Origin of the sequence: Brevundimonas sp. (assembly GCF_044239655.1) — a bacterium.
In the GTDB taxonomy this organism is placed as follows: domain Bacteria; phylum Pseudomonadota; class Alphaproteobacteria; order Caulobacterales; family Caulobacteraceae; genus Brevundimonas.
Window position 1 is genome coordinate 1 of record NZ_JBIIAY010000076.1, and the last position, 14,616, is coordinate 14,616.

Below are 14,616 nucleotides of genomic sequence, written 5' to 3' on the forward strand. Positions count from 1 at the left end.
TGATCGGTGGTTCTTTCGGCGCCGGCAACTACGGCATGAGCGGCCGCGCCTATTCGCCGCGCTTCCTGTTCACCTGGCCGAACAGCCGGATCAGCGTCATGGGCGGCGAACAGGCGGCGGCGGTGCTGGCCACCGTCCACCGCGACGCCGACACCTGGACCCCCGAACAGGCCGAGGCCTTCAAGGCGCCGGTTCGCCAGAAATACGAGGACGAGGGCAATCCCTACTATGCCACCGCCCGCCTGTGGGACGACGGCATCATCGACCCCGCCCAGACCCGCGACGTCCTGGGCCTCGCGATTTCCGCCACACTCAATGCGCCGATCCCGGACACGGTGTTCGGCGTGTTCAGGATGTAGGGGATGGCTGGTCGGCTTCATTCTTCCCCCGCTTGCGGGGGAAGTGTCGCGTCTCCGAGCGCAGCGAGGACAGCGACGATGGGGGAACGATCGCGCCGCCCCTCGATACTTCCCCCATCGACCCTGGATCGCTGCGCGATCGACGGGCCACTTCCCCCGTGCCGGGGGAAGAACGGTGCCGCCGGTTCCAATATTGAAGGACGTCAATGATGTTCAAATCCGTCCTGGTCGCCAACCGCGGCGAGATCGCCTGTCGCGTCTTCCGCACGGCGAAACGCATGGGCATCCGCACCATCGCCGTCTATTCCGAGGCGGACGCACACGCGCTGCATGTGCGCGAGGCCGACGAGGCGGTGCTGATCGGACCGGCCGCCGCGCGCGAGTCCTACCTCGTCGCGGAAAAGGTTCTGGCCGCAGCCAAGGCGACGGGGGCGGAGGCCATCCACCCCGGATACGGCTTCCTGTCCGAGAACGCCGAGTTCGCCGAGGCCGTGATGGCGGCGGGGATCGTCTGGATCGGCGCGCCCCCGGCCTCGATCCGGGCCATGGGCCTGAAGGACGCGGCGAAAAAGCTGATGGTCGCGGCGGGCGTGCCGGTGACCCCCGGATACATGGGCGAGGACCAGGCCCCCGCGCGGCTGAAAGCCGAGGCCGACGCCATCGGCTATCCGGTGCTGATCAAGGCTGTCGCGGGCGGCGGCGGCAAGGGGATGCGGCGGGTCGAGACGTCCGACGCCTTTCTGGACGCGCTGGCGTCGTGTCAACGCGAGGCGGCGTCCAGCTTTGGCGACGACCGGGTGCTGATCGAGAAATACATCCTGTCGCCGCGCCATATCGAGGTTCAGGTGTTCGGCGACAGCCACGGCGAGGTCGTGCATCTGTACGAACGCGACTGCTCCCTGCAACGCCGCCACCAGAAGGTCATCGAGGAGGCCCCGGCCCCCGGCATGGACGGCCCGACGCGGGCAGCGATCACCGATGCTGCCGTGCGCGCGGCAAAGGCCGTGAACTATATCGGGGCCGGCACCATCGAGTTCATCGCCGATGCCTCCGAAGGCCTGCGAGCCGACCGCATCTGGTTCATGGAGATGAACACCCGGCTTCAGGTCGAACATCCCGTGACCGAAAGCATCACCGGCGTCGACCTGGTCGAATGGCAGTTCCGCGCGGCGGCGGGCGAACCCGTGCCGCTGAAGCAGGCCGACATCCCCATGAACGGCTGGGCCATGGAGGCGCGGCTCTATGCGGAGGACCCGTCGAACGGTTTCCTGCCCTCGATCGGGCGGCTGGAGCACTTCGACATGCCGATGGGCATCCGCGTCGACACCGGCGTCATGGAAGGCGGCGAGGTCAGCCAATTCTATGACCCTATGATCGCCAAGCTGATCGTGCACGAGGACACCCGCGAAGACGCAGCCGAAGCCCTGGCCGACGCCTGCGCCGGGGTCGAGGTCTGGCCGGTGAGGACCAATGCGGGCTTCCTTGTTCGTTGCCTCGAACATCCGCGCTTCGTTGCGGGCGACGTGGATACGGGCTTTATCGCCGCGGAAGAGTCGGCTCTGTTGAGCGACGCCTCGGACGTCCCGGCCATCGCGGCCGTCGTCAATCTCGCCTCCGGGCTCCAGGTCGATGACGATCAGGTCGCCACGAATGATTGGGCCGCCCCGTGGGCCGCCTATGCAGGCCGTATCCCCGGTTTCCGCTTGAACAGTGCGCCGAATGCGGTCTTTTCCGCCTCCCTCAACGGTCGCCGCGTAGAGGCGCGCCTGCAATCCGCCCGTCGCGGGGACGAGACCTGGACCGTGGATTACGCCGGCCAGGTCACGACAGCCCGGCCCACCTCGGGCGGCATCCTCGTCGGCGGGGACGAGGGCGTGTCGATGGCCCCATGGATGCTCGGCGATGGGGATTTCTCGGTGATGTTCCGCAGGGGCGAAGCCTATGAGGTCCGTCCCTACCGCTATCAGCCGGGCGCGTCCGCCGGCCCCGCCTCCGACGGCTCCCTCCGCGCGCCCATGCCCGGCAAGATCGTCGCCGTCTCGGCCGCCGTGGGTGACGTCGTCGTCAAGGGCCAGCCGATCGTGGTGCTGGAGGCCATGAAGATGGAGCATGCGCTGGTCGCGCCCTTCGACGGCACGGTGTCCGGGGTTGGAGCCGCGGTCGGGGATCAGGTCGCCGCCGATGCCGTTCTGGCGAGCGTGACCGCAGACTTAGTGCGCTGCGGTCGCCCGTCCTCAATGAAGGGTCAAGGTTACGCCATTTGGTCAATGTCGCGTTAAGCGCGAAATCAGGGCCTTTGCAGTAATCGATCCTCGCGAGTCAGTTGAAATCGTGTCATAGGCGAGGCAGATCTGGACCGACCATCGGGGGATTGTCGTGCTCTTCGCTAGGCTGAAACGACATCTGGGGCGGACCGCGCGGGTCGGGTTGGCCGCGCTGACCCTGACCCTGACCCTGACCGTCTCCGCCTGCGACGGCTCCAGCATCCAGATCCCCGGCTTTGGCTCTGCCCAGAGCAGCACCACCGCCAGCAGCCCCCTGTCGGATGCCGAGGCCGCGCGGTTCCTGACCCAGGCGACGTTCGGTCCGACCCAGGCCAGCATCAAGACCGTCAAGAACACGACCTACGCCTCCTGGATCGACCAGCAGATGGCCATGCCGACGCCGTCGCATGTGAACTATGTCGACAACCGTCTGATCGACATGCGCGAGCGCAATGCCACGGCCACCCTGGCCCCCAATCAGTTCTACGAAAGCTTCTGGAACTATTCGTCGCGCAGCGACGATCAGCTGCGTCAGCGGGTCAAGTTCGCCCTGTCCGAGATCTTCGTCATCTCCCTGCTGGACCCCAATATCGATACGCGGGGGGCCGCGTCCTACTACGACATGCTGGGGGCCAACGCCTTCGGCAACTTCAGAACGCTTCTGGAGCAGGTCAGCCTGCATCCGATGATGGGCGTCTATCTGACCAGTATCGCCAACCAGAAGGAAGACGCCGCCACCGGCCGCAGCCCGGACGAGAACTATGCCCGCGAGGTGCTGCAGCTGATGTCCATCGGCGTCAGCCAGCTGAACACCAACGGCACGGCCCGGCTGGACAGCGCGGGCGCGCCCCTGCCGGCCTATACGTCGGCCGACATCGCGGGGCTGGCCAAGGTATTTACGGGCTGGAGCTGGTACCATCCGACGCCCACGGCCAATACGTTCGCGGGCCGTGTGAAGAACGCCGACGCCACGATCCGGCCGATGATCTTCTATTCGACCTATCATTCGACGTCGGAGAAGGCCTTCCTGGGCCGGACGATCGCCGCGGGATCGACCGACGGCGCGGCCGACCTGAAGATCGCGCTCGATACCATCTTCGCACACCCCAATGTCGGGCCCTTCATCGGCAAGCAGCTGATCCAGCGGCTGGTGACGTCGAACCCCAGCCCGGCCTATGTCGAGCGGGTCGCCGGGGTGTTCAACAACAACGGGGCGGGGGTGCGCGGGGACATGGCGGCGGTGATCCGCGCCATCCTGCTGGATCCCGAGGCGCGTCACCCGGACAATGTCGACAGTGCCGTCTTCGGCAAGGTCCGCGAGCCGATCATCCGCATGACCAACTGGATGCGGGCCTTCAACGCGACCTCGGTGTCGGGCGCGTATCTGATCACCTCGACCAGCGCCAATACCTCTCTGGGCCAGTCGCCGCTGACTTCGCCGTCGGTGTTCAACTTCTATCGACCCGGATATTCGCCGCCGAACACCCGTCTGGGTGCCGCCAACCTGTTGCAGCCCGAGTTCCAGATCGTCGATGAGGTCTCGGTCGCCGGCTATGCCAACACCATGCAGAACACGATCGGCAACGGGATCGGCACGGGCACTGACGTTCGCTCCACCTATGCCGCCGAGATCATGGTCGCGGGCGACCCTCAACGACTGGTGGACCGGATCAACACCCTGCTGCTGTACGGCCAGATGTCGGGGGCCCTGCGCGCGCGCATCCTGGACGCCGTCAGCCGGGTGACCATCCCCGGCGGCACGGCGACGCAGGCACAGATCAATACGGCCCTGACCAACCGGGCCAAGCTGGCCATCTATCTGACGATGATCTCTCCCGAATATCTGGTTCAGCGCTGAGGGGATGGGACGATGACGACACCCTTGGACAGACGCCATTTCCTGAGGGCCAGCGGGGCCCTGGGGATGCTGGGCGCGGCGGCGCCCTTCGCGATGCAGCTGGCGGCCGCCGGTTCGGCGGCGTCACAGAGCGCGCCCGACTATCGCGCCCTGGTCTGCATCTTCCTGTTCGGGGGCAATGACGCCAACAACATGGTGGTGGCGACGGATCAGGATTCCTACGATCGCTACTGGGCCGCGCGCCGCACGGGCGACGACCCCATCGCCCTGATGCCGCCGGGCACCGCGCCCGTCCCGATCGGCAGCACATCCTCGGTCACGGGTCGCACCGTGGCCTCCAACCGGATGCCTGAGGCCTGGGGCGGGCTCTTGCCCCTGGTCCCCAGGACCGTGAACCCGGTGCCGGCGGGCACCAGCGCCAGCGTGCGCACCTTCGGTATCCACCCCCTGATGGCCCCGGCGAAAAACCTGTTCGACGCCGGGCGGCTGGCCGTCGTGGCCAATGTCGGCACCCTGGTCCGGCCGATCACCAAGGCCCAGTATCAGGCCCGCACGGTCGCCTATCCCGCCAACCTGTTCTCGCACAACGACCAGCAATCGACCTGGCAGGCGGGGGCCGGGGAGGGGGCACGCGTCGGCTGGGGCGGTCGGATGGGCGACATCCTGGCCAGCCAGAACGGATCGTCCAGCCTGTTCACCGCCATCTCGACGGCCGGCAACGCCGTCTGGCTGTCGGGCCAGTCGATCGTCCAGTATCAGCTGTCCACCGGCGCCCAGCCCGGGGTGGTGATCAACAGCACGACGGGCACGTCGCTGTTCGGCTCGAACGTCGGCCCGGCCAAGGCCAGGGAAATCCTTCAGGGCAAGTCGACGACCAGTCTGGCGGGCCTTGACTATTCCACCGTCACGGAGCGCTCGATGGGAGCGGCGGCGACCCTGAACAGCCTGTTCACCCAGTCGCTGTCGGCGGCCATTCCCGCGCCGCCGACCTATACCAACCCGGTCTCGGGCCTGACCGAGACCAACAGTCTGGCGGTCCAGCTCCAGACCGTGGCCAAGGCCATCGCCAGCCAGGGCACGACCGGTGTGAAACGCCAGGTCTTCTTCGTCAGCCTGGGCGGCTGGGATACCCACGACTTCCAGAACTCGGCCCAGTCGAACAACCTGTCCAAGGTCGCGGCCGCCATGGCCTATTTCGACGGCGCGCTGAGTTCCATCGGCGGCGTGGACATGCGCTCGAACGTGACGACGTTTACCGCCTCGGACTTCTCGCGCACCTTCACCACCAACGGCGACGGCACCGACCACGCCTGGGGCGGGCACCAGCTGGTCATGGGCGGCAGCGTCAGGGGCGGCGACATCTATGGCCAGTTCCCGACCGTCGGCGTCGATCTCGGCACGTTCCGCAACCCCGACATGGCCGGCAACGCCCTGGTCCCGACGACGTCTGTGGATCAGTACGCGGCGACCATGGGGCGGTGGCTCGGGGTGTCGGAAGGCAACCTCGACCTGATCTTCCCGAACCTGCGGAATTTCGCGTCGCGGGGGCTGGGGTTTTTGTAGGGCTTCGTTCGCAAACCCTACCCATCGTCATCCTGGGCCTTGCGCCCAACATCCCGACTCACGGTGCCGACCGTGAGCCGTGCTGGACACAATGGCACCACACATCTGCGGTGAAGTTCCCAGAACGAAAGAGGGGAACAAGTCGATGCGTCTGGGTGCTCTGATCACGGCGTTGGTCTTGGCTCTATGGGCCCCGCCGACGACCGCTGGCACGCCAGTCCGGGTTCAGATCGCTTGCCCCGTAGATGGCATCGAGTTTAGCTTCACCGATACGGCCTCGTTTTCGACCTGGGGGGCAGAGCTGGACGGCAAGCCAATGGGGTCTTGGACAACGCCCATGCCGATTCCCCAATGTCCCGGTTCCAACTTCCCCGTCTACCGTCGCGATTTCGACGACAACGACAAAGTGCGTATCAAGGCCTTGGTCGAGACGCCAGAGTATCAAGCAATCAAGGACGAAGCACCGTACTATGTGCTCCGGTTCGTCTTGCCGAAGATCGAACCGGACTCCGAGGCTGATCCGGACTTTCTTTTGCTCGCCGCGACTTGGCAGGCTCGCGACAAGCCTGAGGCCTACTCCCGCTATGTCGCTGAGCTGGTCCCCCTCATGGATGCGAAGGTCCAGGATAAAGCAGCTGAGGATCCGGATTGGTGGTGGCGAAAAATCATCGTTGTGAACCTGCTGCGGCAGGTCGGAGATTTCGAGGGTGCGATAGCGCGTTTGGAAGATCTCAGCGGTGCCCCTCCCGCACAGACTGATTTTAGCCAGCGGGTTGCTCTGACGCGGACGTTGATCGCGGCGCGTGACGCACGACCTCGGGCCGTGGACTCCGCCGACTAACCCACCTTCACCCGCACCGCCGCCTCCGGCAGATCCTCCCCGAACGCCCGCTGATAGAACTCCGCGATCGTGGGGCGTTCCAGTTCGTCGCACTTGTTCAGGAACGTCAGGCGGAAGCTCAGTCCGACGTCGCCGCCGAAGATGATGGCGTTCTGGACCCAGGTGATCACCGTCCTCGGCGACATCACCGTCGAGATGTCGCCGTTCATGAAGGCGTTGCGAGTCATGTCGGCGACTCGGACCATGGCGGCGATCTTGCGGCGGCCCTCGGCGTCGGCCCATTCGGGGGCCTTGGCGGCGACGATCTCGGCCTCGACGTCGTGGTCCAGGTAGTTGAGCGTGGTCACGATCGACCAGCGGTCCATCTGGCCCTGATTGATCTGCTGGGTGCCGTGATACAGGCCCGATGTGTCACCCAGGCCGATGGTGTTGGTGGTGGCGAACAGGCGGAACCACTTGTTGGGGCGGATGACGCGGTTCTGGTCCAGCAGGGTCAGGCGACCTTGTGCCTCCAGCACGCGCTGGATCACGAACATCACGTCGGGACGGCCGGCGTCATATTCGTCGAACACCAGGGCGATCGGCCGCTGGATGGCCCAGGGCAGCATCCCTTCGCGGAACTCGGTGATCTGTTTGCCGTCCTTCAGGACGATGGCGTCCTTGCCGACCAGGTCGATACGGCTGACGTGGCTGTCCAGGTTCACCCGCACCAGCGGCCAGTTCAGCTTGGCCGCCACCTGTTCGATATGGGTCGACTTGCCCGTGCCGTGATAGCCCTGGACCATCACACGGCGGTCGTGGGCGAAGCCGGCGCAGATGGCGAGCGTCGTCTGTGGATCGAACTTGTAGGAGGGATCGACCTCCGGCACGTGGCTGTCGACGGTGTCGAACATCGGCACGGTCATGTCGGCGTCGATGCCGAACGCCTCGCGCACGCTCACCTTGCGGTGGGGCTCGAACGTCAGCAGGGGATCGGGGGTCGCTTCGAGTGGGGAGGCCATGCGCATCCTCTAGCCACCGGCCGCGCGCGGCTCAACACGCGCGCGGCCCGATCCCGTGATTTAACCGCGACTATTCCGCGCTGAGCGCCACATCCACATTGCCGCGCGTGGCGTTGGAGTAGGGGCAGACCTGATGGGCCCTGGCGATCAGGTCGTCGATCACCGCCTGGTCCAGGCCGTGGTCGGTGATCTTGAGCGCGATATCCAGGTTGAAGCCCTCGCCGCGCGTGTTGGGACCGAAGCCGACGGTGGAGTGGACCTTGGTGTCCTTGCCGACCGGCGTGCCCGCCTTGCCGCTGACCAGCCGCAGCGCGCCGAGGTAGCAGGCGGCATATCCGGTGGCGAACAGCTGTTCCGGATTGGTGCCGGGGCCGTCGTCGCCGCCCATGGCCTTGGGCACCGACAGGCTGACGTCGATCTTGCCGTCATCGGTGTGCGAGCGACCGTCGCGACCACCGCCCGAGGCGGTGGCGTGGGCCTTGTAGAGAATGTCCATGAGGAGCTCCTGTTTGGCGTCGCGTCAACGAAATTGCTTATCGCGATAATTAATATCTAGCGAGCGTCTCGGCTGGTGTCCAGCCATAATTTGCGACGGCATCAATTATCGTGATAATGAGCTGACATGAACGCACACGTCCCCTCCGATCTCTCGCTCGATGATCACCTTTGCTTTGCGCTGTACGCGGCGTCGATGTCCGTGAACCGGCTTTACAAGCCTCTACTGGACGGTCTCGGGATCACCTATCCCCAGTATCTTGTGCTGGGTGCCCTCAGGGAGGGCGAAGTCCTGACGATCGGCGGCCTGGCCACGCGGCTTTCGCTTGAACCAAGTACGATCACGCCACTGGTCAAACGACTGGAGGTGGCCGGGTTGGTGATCCGACGTCGCAATCAGGACGACGAGCGCGAGGTGCGGGTGTCCTTGACCGACCAAGGCCGTGAGCTGCTGGCACAGACCCACTGCCTGGCCCAGGCCATGGTTACGCGGTCTGGCCTGGCACCGGCTGAGCTGGCCGAACTGACGACCATCGTTCGCGACTTTTCAGAGCGCCTGAAAGCCGGTTGACCCCGGTGCCCGTCAGGCGATCCCCGCCTTCTTCAGCGTCTTCCAGGCCTTGATGACGCGGACCAGCTTGGCCTCGGCACCGCGGTCGCCCTGGTTGTGGTCGGGGTGACAGCGTTTCAGAAGGTGGTGATAGGCGGTCTTGATCGCCTCCTTGGTCGCGCCGGGTTCCAGGTCCAGGTCGGCGAGAGCACTGCGTTCGATCTTGCCGACGCGGCGATCCTCGGTCGGCGATTGCGGGGCCTGATCGCCCTTGCGCCCGAACAAGCCATAGCTGTCGCGCCACGAGCCCGTGCCCGTCGTATTGGCCGTACCCATCTTGGCGGCGAAGGTGGCGGCCTCGCGGGAGTTCTTGGAGGCCTTCATGTCCCAGGTGGGACGCCCCCCCGTCATGGCCTCGTTTTCCTTGGCCGCGCGGATCTGGGCTTCGTTCATGCCGGCGTAGAAGTTCCAGCTCTTGTTGTACTCGCCCGCGTGCGACTGACAGAAGTCGTAGAAGTCGTTCAGCCGCTCGCGCGATTTCGGCGCGCGCGCGGTGGCGGCCTTGCGGCACTCGGGCCATTCGCACGGCTTCTCGCCCGGCTTCAGGCGCAGGACGTCGGCTTCCGCCTCGGCCTCTCCGGCCTTCAGCGGCTTGATCCGCATATCCTTGAAACGGGGTTTGTATTCGAATGACGCAGGCATTGGGCAGAGTGTAAGGTCGATTTGGTCATCATCAAGGATGGTTCGATGTCCGAAGGCCCGATCGCGACGATTATCCGCGAAAAACTCACAGCCGCGCTGAAACCGACACGGCTTGAGATCGAGGATGACAGCGCGCGCCATGCCGGCCACCACCACGAGGGCGGGATGGACGCGAAACCGGGCGGCGAATCCCACTTCAACCTGATCGTCGTGTCGTCCGCGTTCGAGGGCATGAACCGCGTCGCCCGCCAGCGCGCGGTCAACACCGCTGTCGCCGAGCAGCTGGCCGGGCCGGTCCACGCCCTGTCGATCCGCGCCATGACACCCGCAGAGGCCGCAGCCGGCTGAAGATTCCCGTTCATCCCGTCTTAGACAGTCTGTGCGCAGATGGTGGCGGGACTGTTCAGAAGCCGGAATTTCAATGGTTGGATCAGAGGGTATCGGCAAGGGACTGGCGACCGACAAGGACGCCGGCGAGGCCGCTATCGCCCTGATGGCGATCCTGCAGACCCAGTATCTGCGCTATGTGATCATCGCCAGCTGGGCCCTGGGCCTCGTCGCCACGGTCGGCTGGATGCCGGCCCTGGTCTGGTTCATCGGCACACTGGGCGCGGGTGCCGTGCGCGGTGCGTTCGAGAAACGCATGGCCGGCAAGGTCGGTGCGGGCTGGGGCCTGATCTTCCCGGCGGTCGCCACCATCACCACCGGGGCCTGGGCCGCTGCGCCCCTCATGGCCTGGTTCTCGCCGAGCCCGTTCGGCCAATCGCTGGCCGTCGCCCTGCTGATTTCCGGATACGTGCTCGTCTTTGCCCAGCTGCGCAGTTCGCCGCGCCAGGCGATCGTGATCTCGTCCCCCTATGGCCTCGTGGCTCTGGGCATTCTGGCCAGCCTGTGGGGCGGGCCGCTGTTCTGGCCGTTCCTTGGGGTCATCCCCTTTACCGCCGCCGGGATGTTCGTTCTGGTCACCATGACCATGCTGCGCGAGGAGCGGATCCGCGCGTTCCAGGAGCATCAGTCGCATCTGATCGCCGAGCTTCAGGCCGCGCGTGACAAGGCCGACGCCGCCAACAACGCCAAGTCCAACTTCCTCGGCATCATCTCGCACGAGCTGCGCACGCCCATGAACGGCGTCCTGGGCGCCGCCCAGCTGCTCAGCGCCACGCGGCTGGAGCAGATCCAGCGCGACTATCTGTCGATCATCCGCAACTCGGGCGACAACCTGTTGTCCCTGCTGAACGACATCCTCGACATGACCAAGATCGAGGCCGGCAAGATGACGTTCGAGCTGGCGGACGTGAATCTGAACGACCTCCACGGCCGGGTGACCGGTCCGTTCGTGGCCCAGGCCGAGGCCAAGGGCCTGGAGTTCGTCTCCCACTTCACCGGCGAACAGCCGTCGGTCGTCCGTGGCGACCCTCTGCGGGTGTGTCAGGTGATCCAGAACCTGCTGTCCAACGCCGTGAAGTTCACCGAGCGGGGCAGGATCGAGTACGTCATCCATTCGACCCGCGTGAACGACAAGCGGGTCCGGTTCGACTTTTCCGTCACCGATTCGGGATCCGGGATCACCCAGGAGGACCTGGCCCGACTGTTCCAGCCCTTTACCCAGGTCGACGCCTCGTCCACCCGTCGGTTCGGCGGCACGGGCCTGGGCCTGACCATCGCGCGGCGCATGGCCAACATCATGGGCGGCGACATCGCCGTCACCTCCGAGATCGGTGTCGGCTCGACCTTCACCCTGACCGTCGAGGCCGAGGTGGTCGAATGGTCGGCCGTCGAGGCCGCCGCCCCGATCCATGCCCAGATCGAGAACGGCGGTTCGCTCAGCGTGCTGGTCGTCGAGGATCACCCCGTGAACCGCATGATCCTGGAGGCCTGGCTGGCCTCGGCGGGCCACGCCACCGCCTCGGCCGAGAATGGCCAGATCGCCGTCGACGTGGCGCGCGATCAGGCCTTCGACCTGATCATCATGGACGTGAACATGCCGGTGATGGACGGACTCAGCGCCACACGCCTGATCCGCCAGGACGGTGCCAATGCCGAAACGCCCATCGCTGTCCTGTCAGCCTCGGCCCGGCGCGAGGACCACATGGCGGGTCTGGACGCGGGCGCAGACGCCTATCTGAACAAGCCGATCGACTTTGCGGCCCTCGCGGTCCTGATGAACCAGGTCGGCGGTGGCCGGGTCGCCGTGCGGGCGCTTCAGGAACAAGGCGAAATCTCGGTCGCCGCCTGAACCTGACCTGACCACGGTCGTTCAGACTGGGCTCAAACGGCGAGGACTAAACCTCAGGGCAAGTCGAAGGTTCGACTGACCCAAGGAGAAGTCGCCATGAAGAAGTTCATCACCGCCGCCGTCGCCGCCGTCATCGCCACCAGCTCGCTTGGTCTGGCGGCCACCTCCGCCAGCGCCCAGTCGCGCGGCTACGAACAGTCCCAGGATCGCCGCGACGACCGTCGTGATGATCGCCGGGATGATCGCCGCGACGATCGCCGTGACAACCGTGAAGATCGCCGCGAGTACCGTCAGGACGCCCGCGAGGACCGTCGCGAATATCGTCAGGACCAGCGCGCCTACGCCCGCTATCAGCGCGCCGAACGCCGCTACAACGCCGGTCGCTGGCAGCAGCCGCGCGGACATCGCTACCAGGCCTATGGCTATGGCCAGCGCCTGCCCAGCGCCTACAACGCCTATGTCGTGAACGACTACAACCGTTACGGCCTGCGCGCGCCGCCCCGTGGATACCACTATGTCCGCAACGGCAATGACGTGGTCCTCGCCGCCGTTGCCGGTGGCCTGATCACCGCCGTCATCGCGGGGTTGTTTAACTAAGACGCGGCCTCAAGTCGCGCCGAGCGCGATAGGCCACCAAGAACCGGCCTCAAGTAGCGCGAAGCGCGGTAGGCCCCAGGAACCTGCCCCGGAGGGAAACCTCCGGGGCTTGTTTCGTTGTGCTGTGACGCTGACGCCCGGCGTGCATAGTGGGACCCGATGCGCGCCTTCGCCGAACTTCTGGATCGCCTGTCTCTGACGGCCTCGCGCAACGCCAAGCTGGTGCTGCTGCGCGACTATCTGAAGGCCACGCCCGATCCCGACCGGGGCTGGGCGCTCGCGGCCCTGACCGGCGACCTGACCTTCAATGACGCCAAGCCCGCCATGATCCGCCGCGCGGTGGAGGCCCGCGTCGATCCGGTCCTGTTCGGCTGGTCCTACGACTATGTCGGCGATCTGGCCGAGACAGTGGCTCTGATTTGGCCGGGCAGCCCCGACCGCCGCCCCAACCGCGAACCCGAACTCGGCGAGGTCATCCACGCCCTGTCCACCGCCAGGCGCGGCGAGGTCCAGGGATTGATCGAGGGCTGGCTGGACGCCCTGGCCCCCAAGGGCCGCTGGGCCCTGTTGAAGCTGCTGACCGGTGCCTTGCGCGTCGGAATGTCGGCCCGCTTGGCCAAGACGGCGACGGCCATGATCCGCCCCCCGGCCGTCAGCGAACCCCCCGACCCGGATGGCGGCGAGACCACTGTCGCCCTCGATACCGTCGACGTGTCCGAGATCGAGGAGGTGTGGAACGGGCTGGAGCCGCCCTACGCCGACCTGTTCGCCTGGCTTGAGGGCAGGGGAGAGCGCCCCAGCACCACCGCGCCCGGCCGCTTCCGCCCCGTCATGCTGGCCGTCGCCATCGACGAGGCGGTCGATTTCGCCAGGCTGGACCCTGCCGACTACGCCGCCGAATGGAAATGGGACGGCATCCGTGTCCAGGCGGTGCGTGAGGCCGGCGTGGCCAAACTCTATTCCCGCACCGGCGACGAGATTTCCGCCGCCTTTCCCGACGTCATGGCCGGCCTGACCTTCGAAGGGGCGGTGGACGGCGAACTGCTGGTCTGGCGTGACGGCGTGGTCGCCCCGTTTGGCGACCTGCAACAGCGGCTGAACCGCAAGACCATCGACGCCAAGACCATGGCGGCCTTTCCGGCGGCGGTGGTCGCCTATGACCTGCTGGCCGACAATGGCGAGGACCTCAGGGCTCTGCCGCTGCGCGACCGCCGCGCCCGGCTGGAGGCCCTGGTCGCCGCCCACGCCGGCGATCGGCTGCACCTCTCACCCGATGTTCCGTACACGGATTGGGTCGCGCTCGGGTGCCTGCGCGCCGATCCGCCGGTGGGCGCCGCCGCCGAGGGCCTGATGTTGAAACGCTGGGACAGCGCCTATGTCGCCGGACGCCCCAAGGGCCCATGGTTCAAGTGGAAGCGCGACCCCCACACCCTGGACTGCGTCCTGATGTATGCCCAGCGCGGCCACGGCAAACGCTCCAGCTTCTACTCCGACTTCACCTTCGGCTGCTGGACGGAGGAAGGCGCGCTATCTCCAGTCGGCAAGGCCTATTTCGGCTTCACCGACGAGGAGCTGAAACAACTCGACAAGTTCGTCCGCGACCACACCCTGGAACGGTTCGGCCCGGTCCGCTCGGTCCGCGCCGAACGCGATTTCGGCCTGGTGCTGGAAATCGCTTTCGAAGGCCTGAACCGCTCATCCCGCCACAAGTCCGGCGTCGCCATGCGTTTCCCCCGTATCAGCCGCATCCGCTGGGACAAGCCGGCCCGCGAGGCCAACACCCTGAATGATGTCATGGACATGCTGGACGCGATCGAGGCGGGTGGAGGGCGGCTCGCGACGGTCGAAGTCGCATAACTCGCGCGATCAATCCCTCGCTGCACAAGGGATTGGACCGACTTTGAGGCCCCCAAACGCGCCCAGGGGCCAGACCGTGCTAGGCTCGTCTAGCACCGGTCTTTGACATCGCCAGATCGCCCACAGGGCAAAAACGTCCGGACTCAACGGACTCATCGGACTCTGTGTGACCCTCCCTCGTTTCAGTGGACACCCATGCTAGCTTTTCGGAGCTGGAGAGGAGTGTCTGATGAGTGTTCAACGCCGGGTGTTTCCGGAATCGTTCAAGCGTGAGGCCGTTGATCGTGTCGCCA

At 66.0% G+C, this 14,616-nt stretch carries 13 protein-coding genes; 10 read left to right on the plus strand and 3 right to left on the minus strand.

Annotated elements, in window-relative coordinates; genetic code table 11:
* The 5 genes from ACILQR_RS10915 to ACILQR_RS10935 all read left to right on the plus strand — a co-directional run.
* On the plus strand, positions 1-359 hold a 359-nt coding region (locus tag ACILQR_RS10915), incomplete at its 5' end, for a carboxyl transferase domain-containing protein (RefSeq protein ID WP_395651447.1).
* Between the two features lie 209 nt (positions 360-568).
* The gene (locus tag ACILQR_RS10920) at positions 569-2,638 is read left to right on the plus strand and encodes a biotin carboxylase N-terminal domain-containing protein (RefSeq protein WP_395651458.1); all 2,070 of its coding nucleotides are present in this window, start codon (positions 569-571) and stop codon (positions 2,636-2,638) included.
* Between the two features lie 97 nt (positions 2,639-2,735).
* Positions 2,736-4,481 (plus strand): DUF1800 family protein, encoded by a 1,746-nt coding sequence (locus ACILQR_RS10925; RefSeq protein WP_395651448.1) that lies wholly within the window; start codon positions 2,736-2,738, stop codon positions 4,479-4,481.
* 12 nt (positions 4,482-4,493) lie between these two features.
* Positions 4,494-6,044, plus strand: coding sequence for a DUF1501 domain-containing protein (locus ACILQR_RS10930; protein ID WP_395651449.1), 1,551 nt, complete (start codon positions 4,494-4,496; stop codon positions 6,042-6,044).
* A 337-nt stretch (positions 6,045-6,381) separates the two neighbouring features.
* Positions 6,382-6,885 (plus strand): hypothetical protein, encoded by a 504-nt coding sequence (locus ACILQR_RS10935; RefSeq protein ID WP_395651450.1) that lies wholly within the window; start codon positions 6,382-6,384, stop codon positions 6,883-6,885.
* On the opposite strand, the gene cobS is transcribed toward ACILQR_RS10935, so the two are convergent.
* Both cobS and ACILQR_RS10945 read right to left on the minus strand, forming a co-directional pair.
* Positions 6,882-7,886, minus strand: coding sequence for a cobaltochelatase subunit CobS (gene cobS, locus ACILQR_RS10940; RefSeq protein WP_395651451.1), 1,005 nt, complete (start codon positions 7,884-7,886; stop codon positions 6,882-6,884). The two genes, ACILQR_RS10935 and cobS, sit on opposite strands and share 4 nt — an antisense overlap.
* A gap of 70 nt (positions 7,887-7,956) precedes the next feature.
* A complete protein-coding gene (locus ACILQR_RS10945) occupies positions 7,957-8,382 on the minus strand; it encodes an organic hydroperoxide resistance protein (RefSeq protein WP_271144723.1) in 426 nt (141 codons plus the stop codon).
* A 126-nt stretch (positions 8,383-8,508) separates the two neighbouring features.
* On the opposite strand from ACILQR_RS10945, the gene ACILQR_RS10950 reads away from it, so the two are divergent.
* Complete coding sequence (locus tag ACILQR_RS10950) at positions 8,509-8,952, plus strand: MarR family winged helix-turn-helix transcriptional regulator (protein ID WP_395651452.1); 444 nt, start codon at positions 8,509-8,511, stop codon at positions 8,950-8,952.
* A 12-nt stretch (positions 8,953-8,964) separates the two neighbouring features.
* Here the strand turns inward: ACILQR_RS10950 and ACILQR_RS10955 are convergent, their stop codons facing one another.
* Positions 8,965-9,633 carry a J domain-containing protein gene (locus ACILQR_RS10955; RefSeq protein WP_395651453.1) on the minus strand — a complete coding sequence of 223 codons (669 nt, stop codon included), beginning with the start codon at positions 9,631-9,633 and terminating at the stop codon, positions 8,965-8,967.
* 45 nt (positions 9,634-9,678) lie between these two features.
* Between ACILQR_RS10955 and ACILQR_RS10960 the strand changes: the two genes are divergently transcribed.
* From ACILQR_RS10960 to ACILQR_RS10975, 4 genes are all read left to right on the plus strand, one after another.
* A complete protein-coding gene (locus ACILQR_RS10960) occupies positions 9,679-9,981 on the plus strand; it encodes a BolA family protein (protein WP_395651454.1) in 303 nt (100 codons plus the stop codon).
* A 73-nt stretch (positions 9,982-10,054) separates the two neighbouring features.
* Positions 10,055-11,869, plus strand: a complete 1,815-nt coding sequence (locus tag ACILQR_RS10965) for an ATP-binding protein (protein WP_395651455.1) — start codon at positions 10,055-10,057, stop codon at positions 11,867-11,869.
* Between the two features lie 96 nt (positions 11,870-11,965).
* Positions 11,966-12,466, plus strand: a complete 501-nt coding sequence (locus ACILQR_RS10970) for an RcnB family protein (protein WP_395651456.1) — start codon at positions 11,966-11,968, stop codon at positions 12,464-12,466.
* 159 nt (positions 12,467-12,625) lie between these two features.
* Positions 12,626-14,323 carry a cisplatin damage response ATP-dependent DNA ligase gene (locus ACILQR_RS10975; RefSeq protein ID WP_395651457.1) on the plus strand — a complete coding sequence of 566 codons (1,698 nt, stop codon included), beginning with the start codon at positions 12,626-12,628 and terminating at the stop codon, positions 14,321-14,323.
* Positions 14,324-14,616 lie beyond the last annotated feature (293 nt).

What these genes read in the sequence shown, in the direction of transcription:
- ACILQR_RS10955 (WP_395651453.1), bottom strand. Translation starts at nt 9,633, where the DNA reads ATGCCTGCGTCATTCGAATACAAACCCCGTTTCAAGGATATGCGGATC.
- ACILQR_RS10930 (WP_395651449.1), top strand. Translation starts at nt 4,494, where the DNA reads ATGACGACACCCTTGGACAGACGCCATTTCCTGAGGGCCAGCGGGGCC.
- ACILQR_RS10920 (WP_395651458.1), top strand. Translation starts at nt 569, where the DNA reads ATGTTCAAATCCGTCCTGGTCGCCAACCGCGGCGAGATCGCCTGTCGC.
- ACILQR_RS10960 (WP_395651454.1), top strand. Translation starts at nt 9,679, where the DNA reads ATGTCCGAAGGCCCGATCGCGACGATTATCCGCGAAAAACTCACAGCC.
- ACILQR_RS10965 (WP_395651455.1), top strand. Translation starts at nt 10,055, where the DNA reads ATGGTTGGATCAGAGGGTATCGGCAAGGGACTGGCGACCGACAAGGAC.
- ACILQR_RS10945 (WP_271144723.1), bottom strand. Translation starts at nt 8,382, where the DNA reads ATGGACATTCTCTACAAGGCCCACGCCACCGCCTCGGGCGGTGGTCGC.
- cobS (WP_395651451.1), bottom strand. Translation starts at nt 7,886, where the DNA reads ATGGCCTCCCCACTCGAAGCGACCCCCGATCCCCTGCTGACGTTCGAG.
- ACILQR_RS10975 (WP_395651457.1), top strand. Translation starts at nt 12,626, where the DNA reads ATGCGCGCCTTCGCCGAACTTCTGGATCGCCTGTCTCTGACGGCCTCG.
- ACILQR_RS10935 (WP_395651450.1), top strand. Translation starts at nt 6,382, where the DNA reads ATGCCGATTCCCCAATGTCCCGGTTCCAACTTCCCCGTCTACCGTCGC.
- ACILQR_RS10950 (WP_395651452.1), top strand. Translation starts at nt 8,509, where the DNA reads ATGAACGCACACGTCCCCTCCGATCTCTCGCTCGATGATCACCTTTGC.
- ACILQR_RS10970 (WP_395651456.1), top strand. Translation starts at nt 11,966, where the DNA reads ATGAAGAAGTTCATCACCGCCGCCGTCGCCGCCGTCATCGCCACCAGC.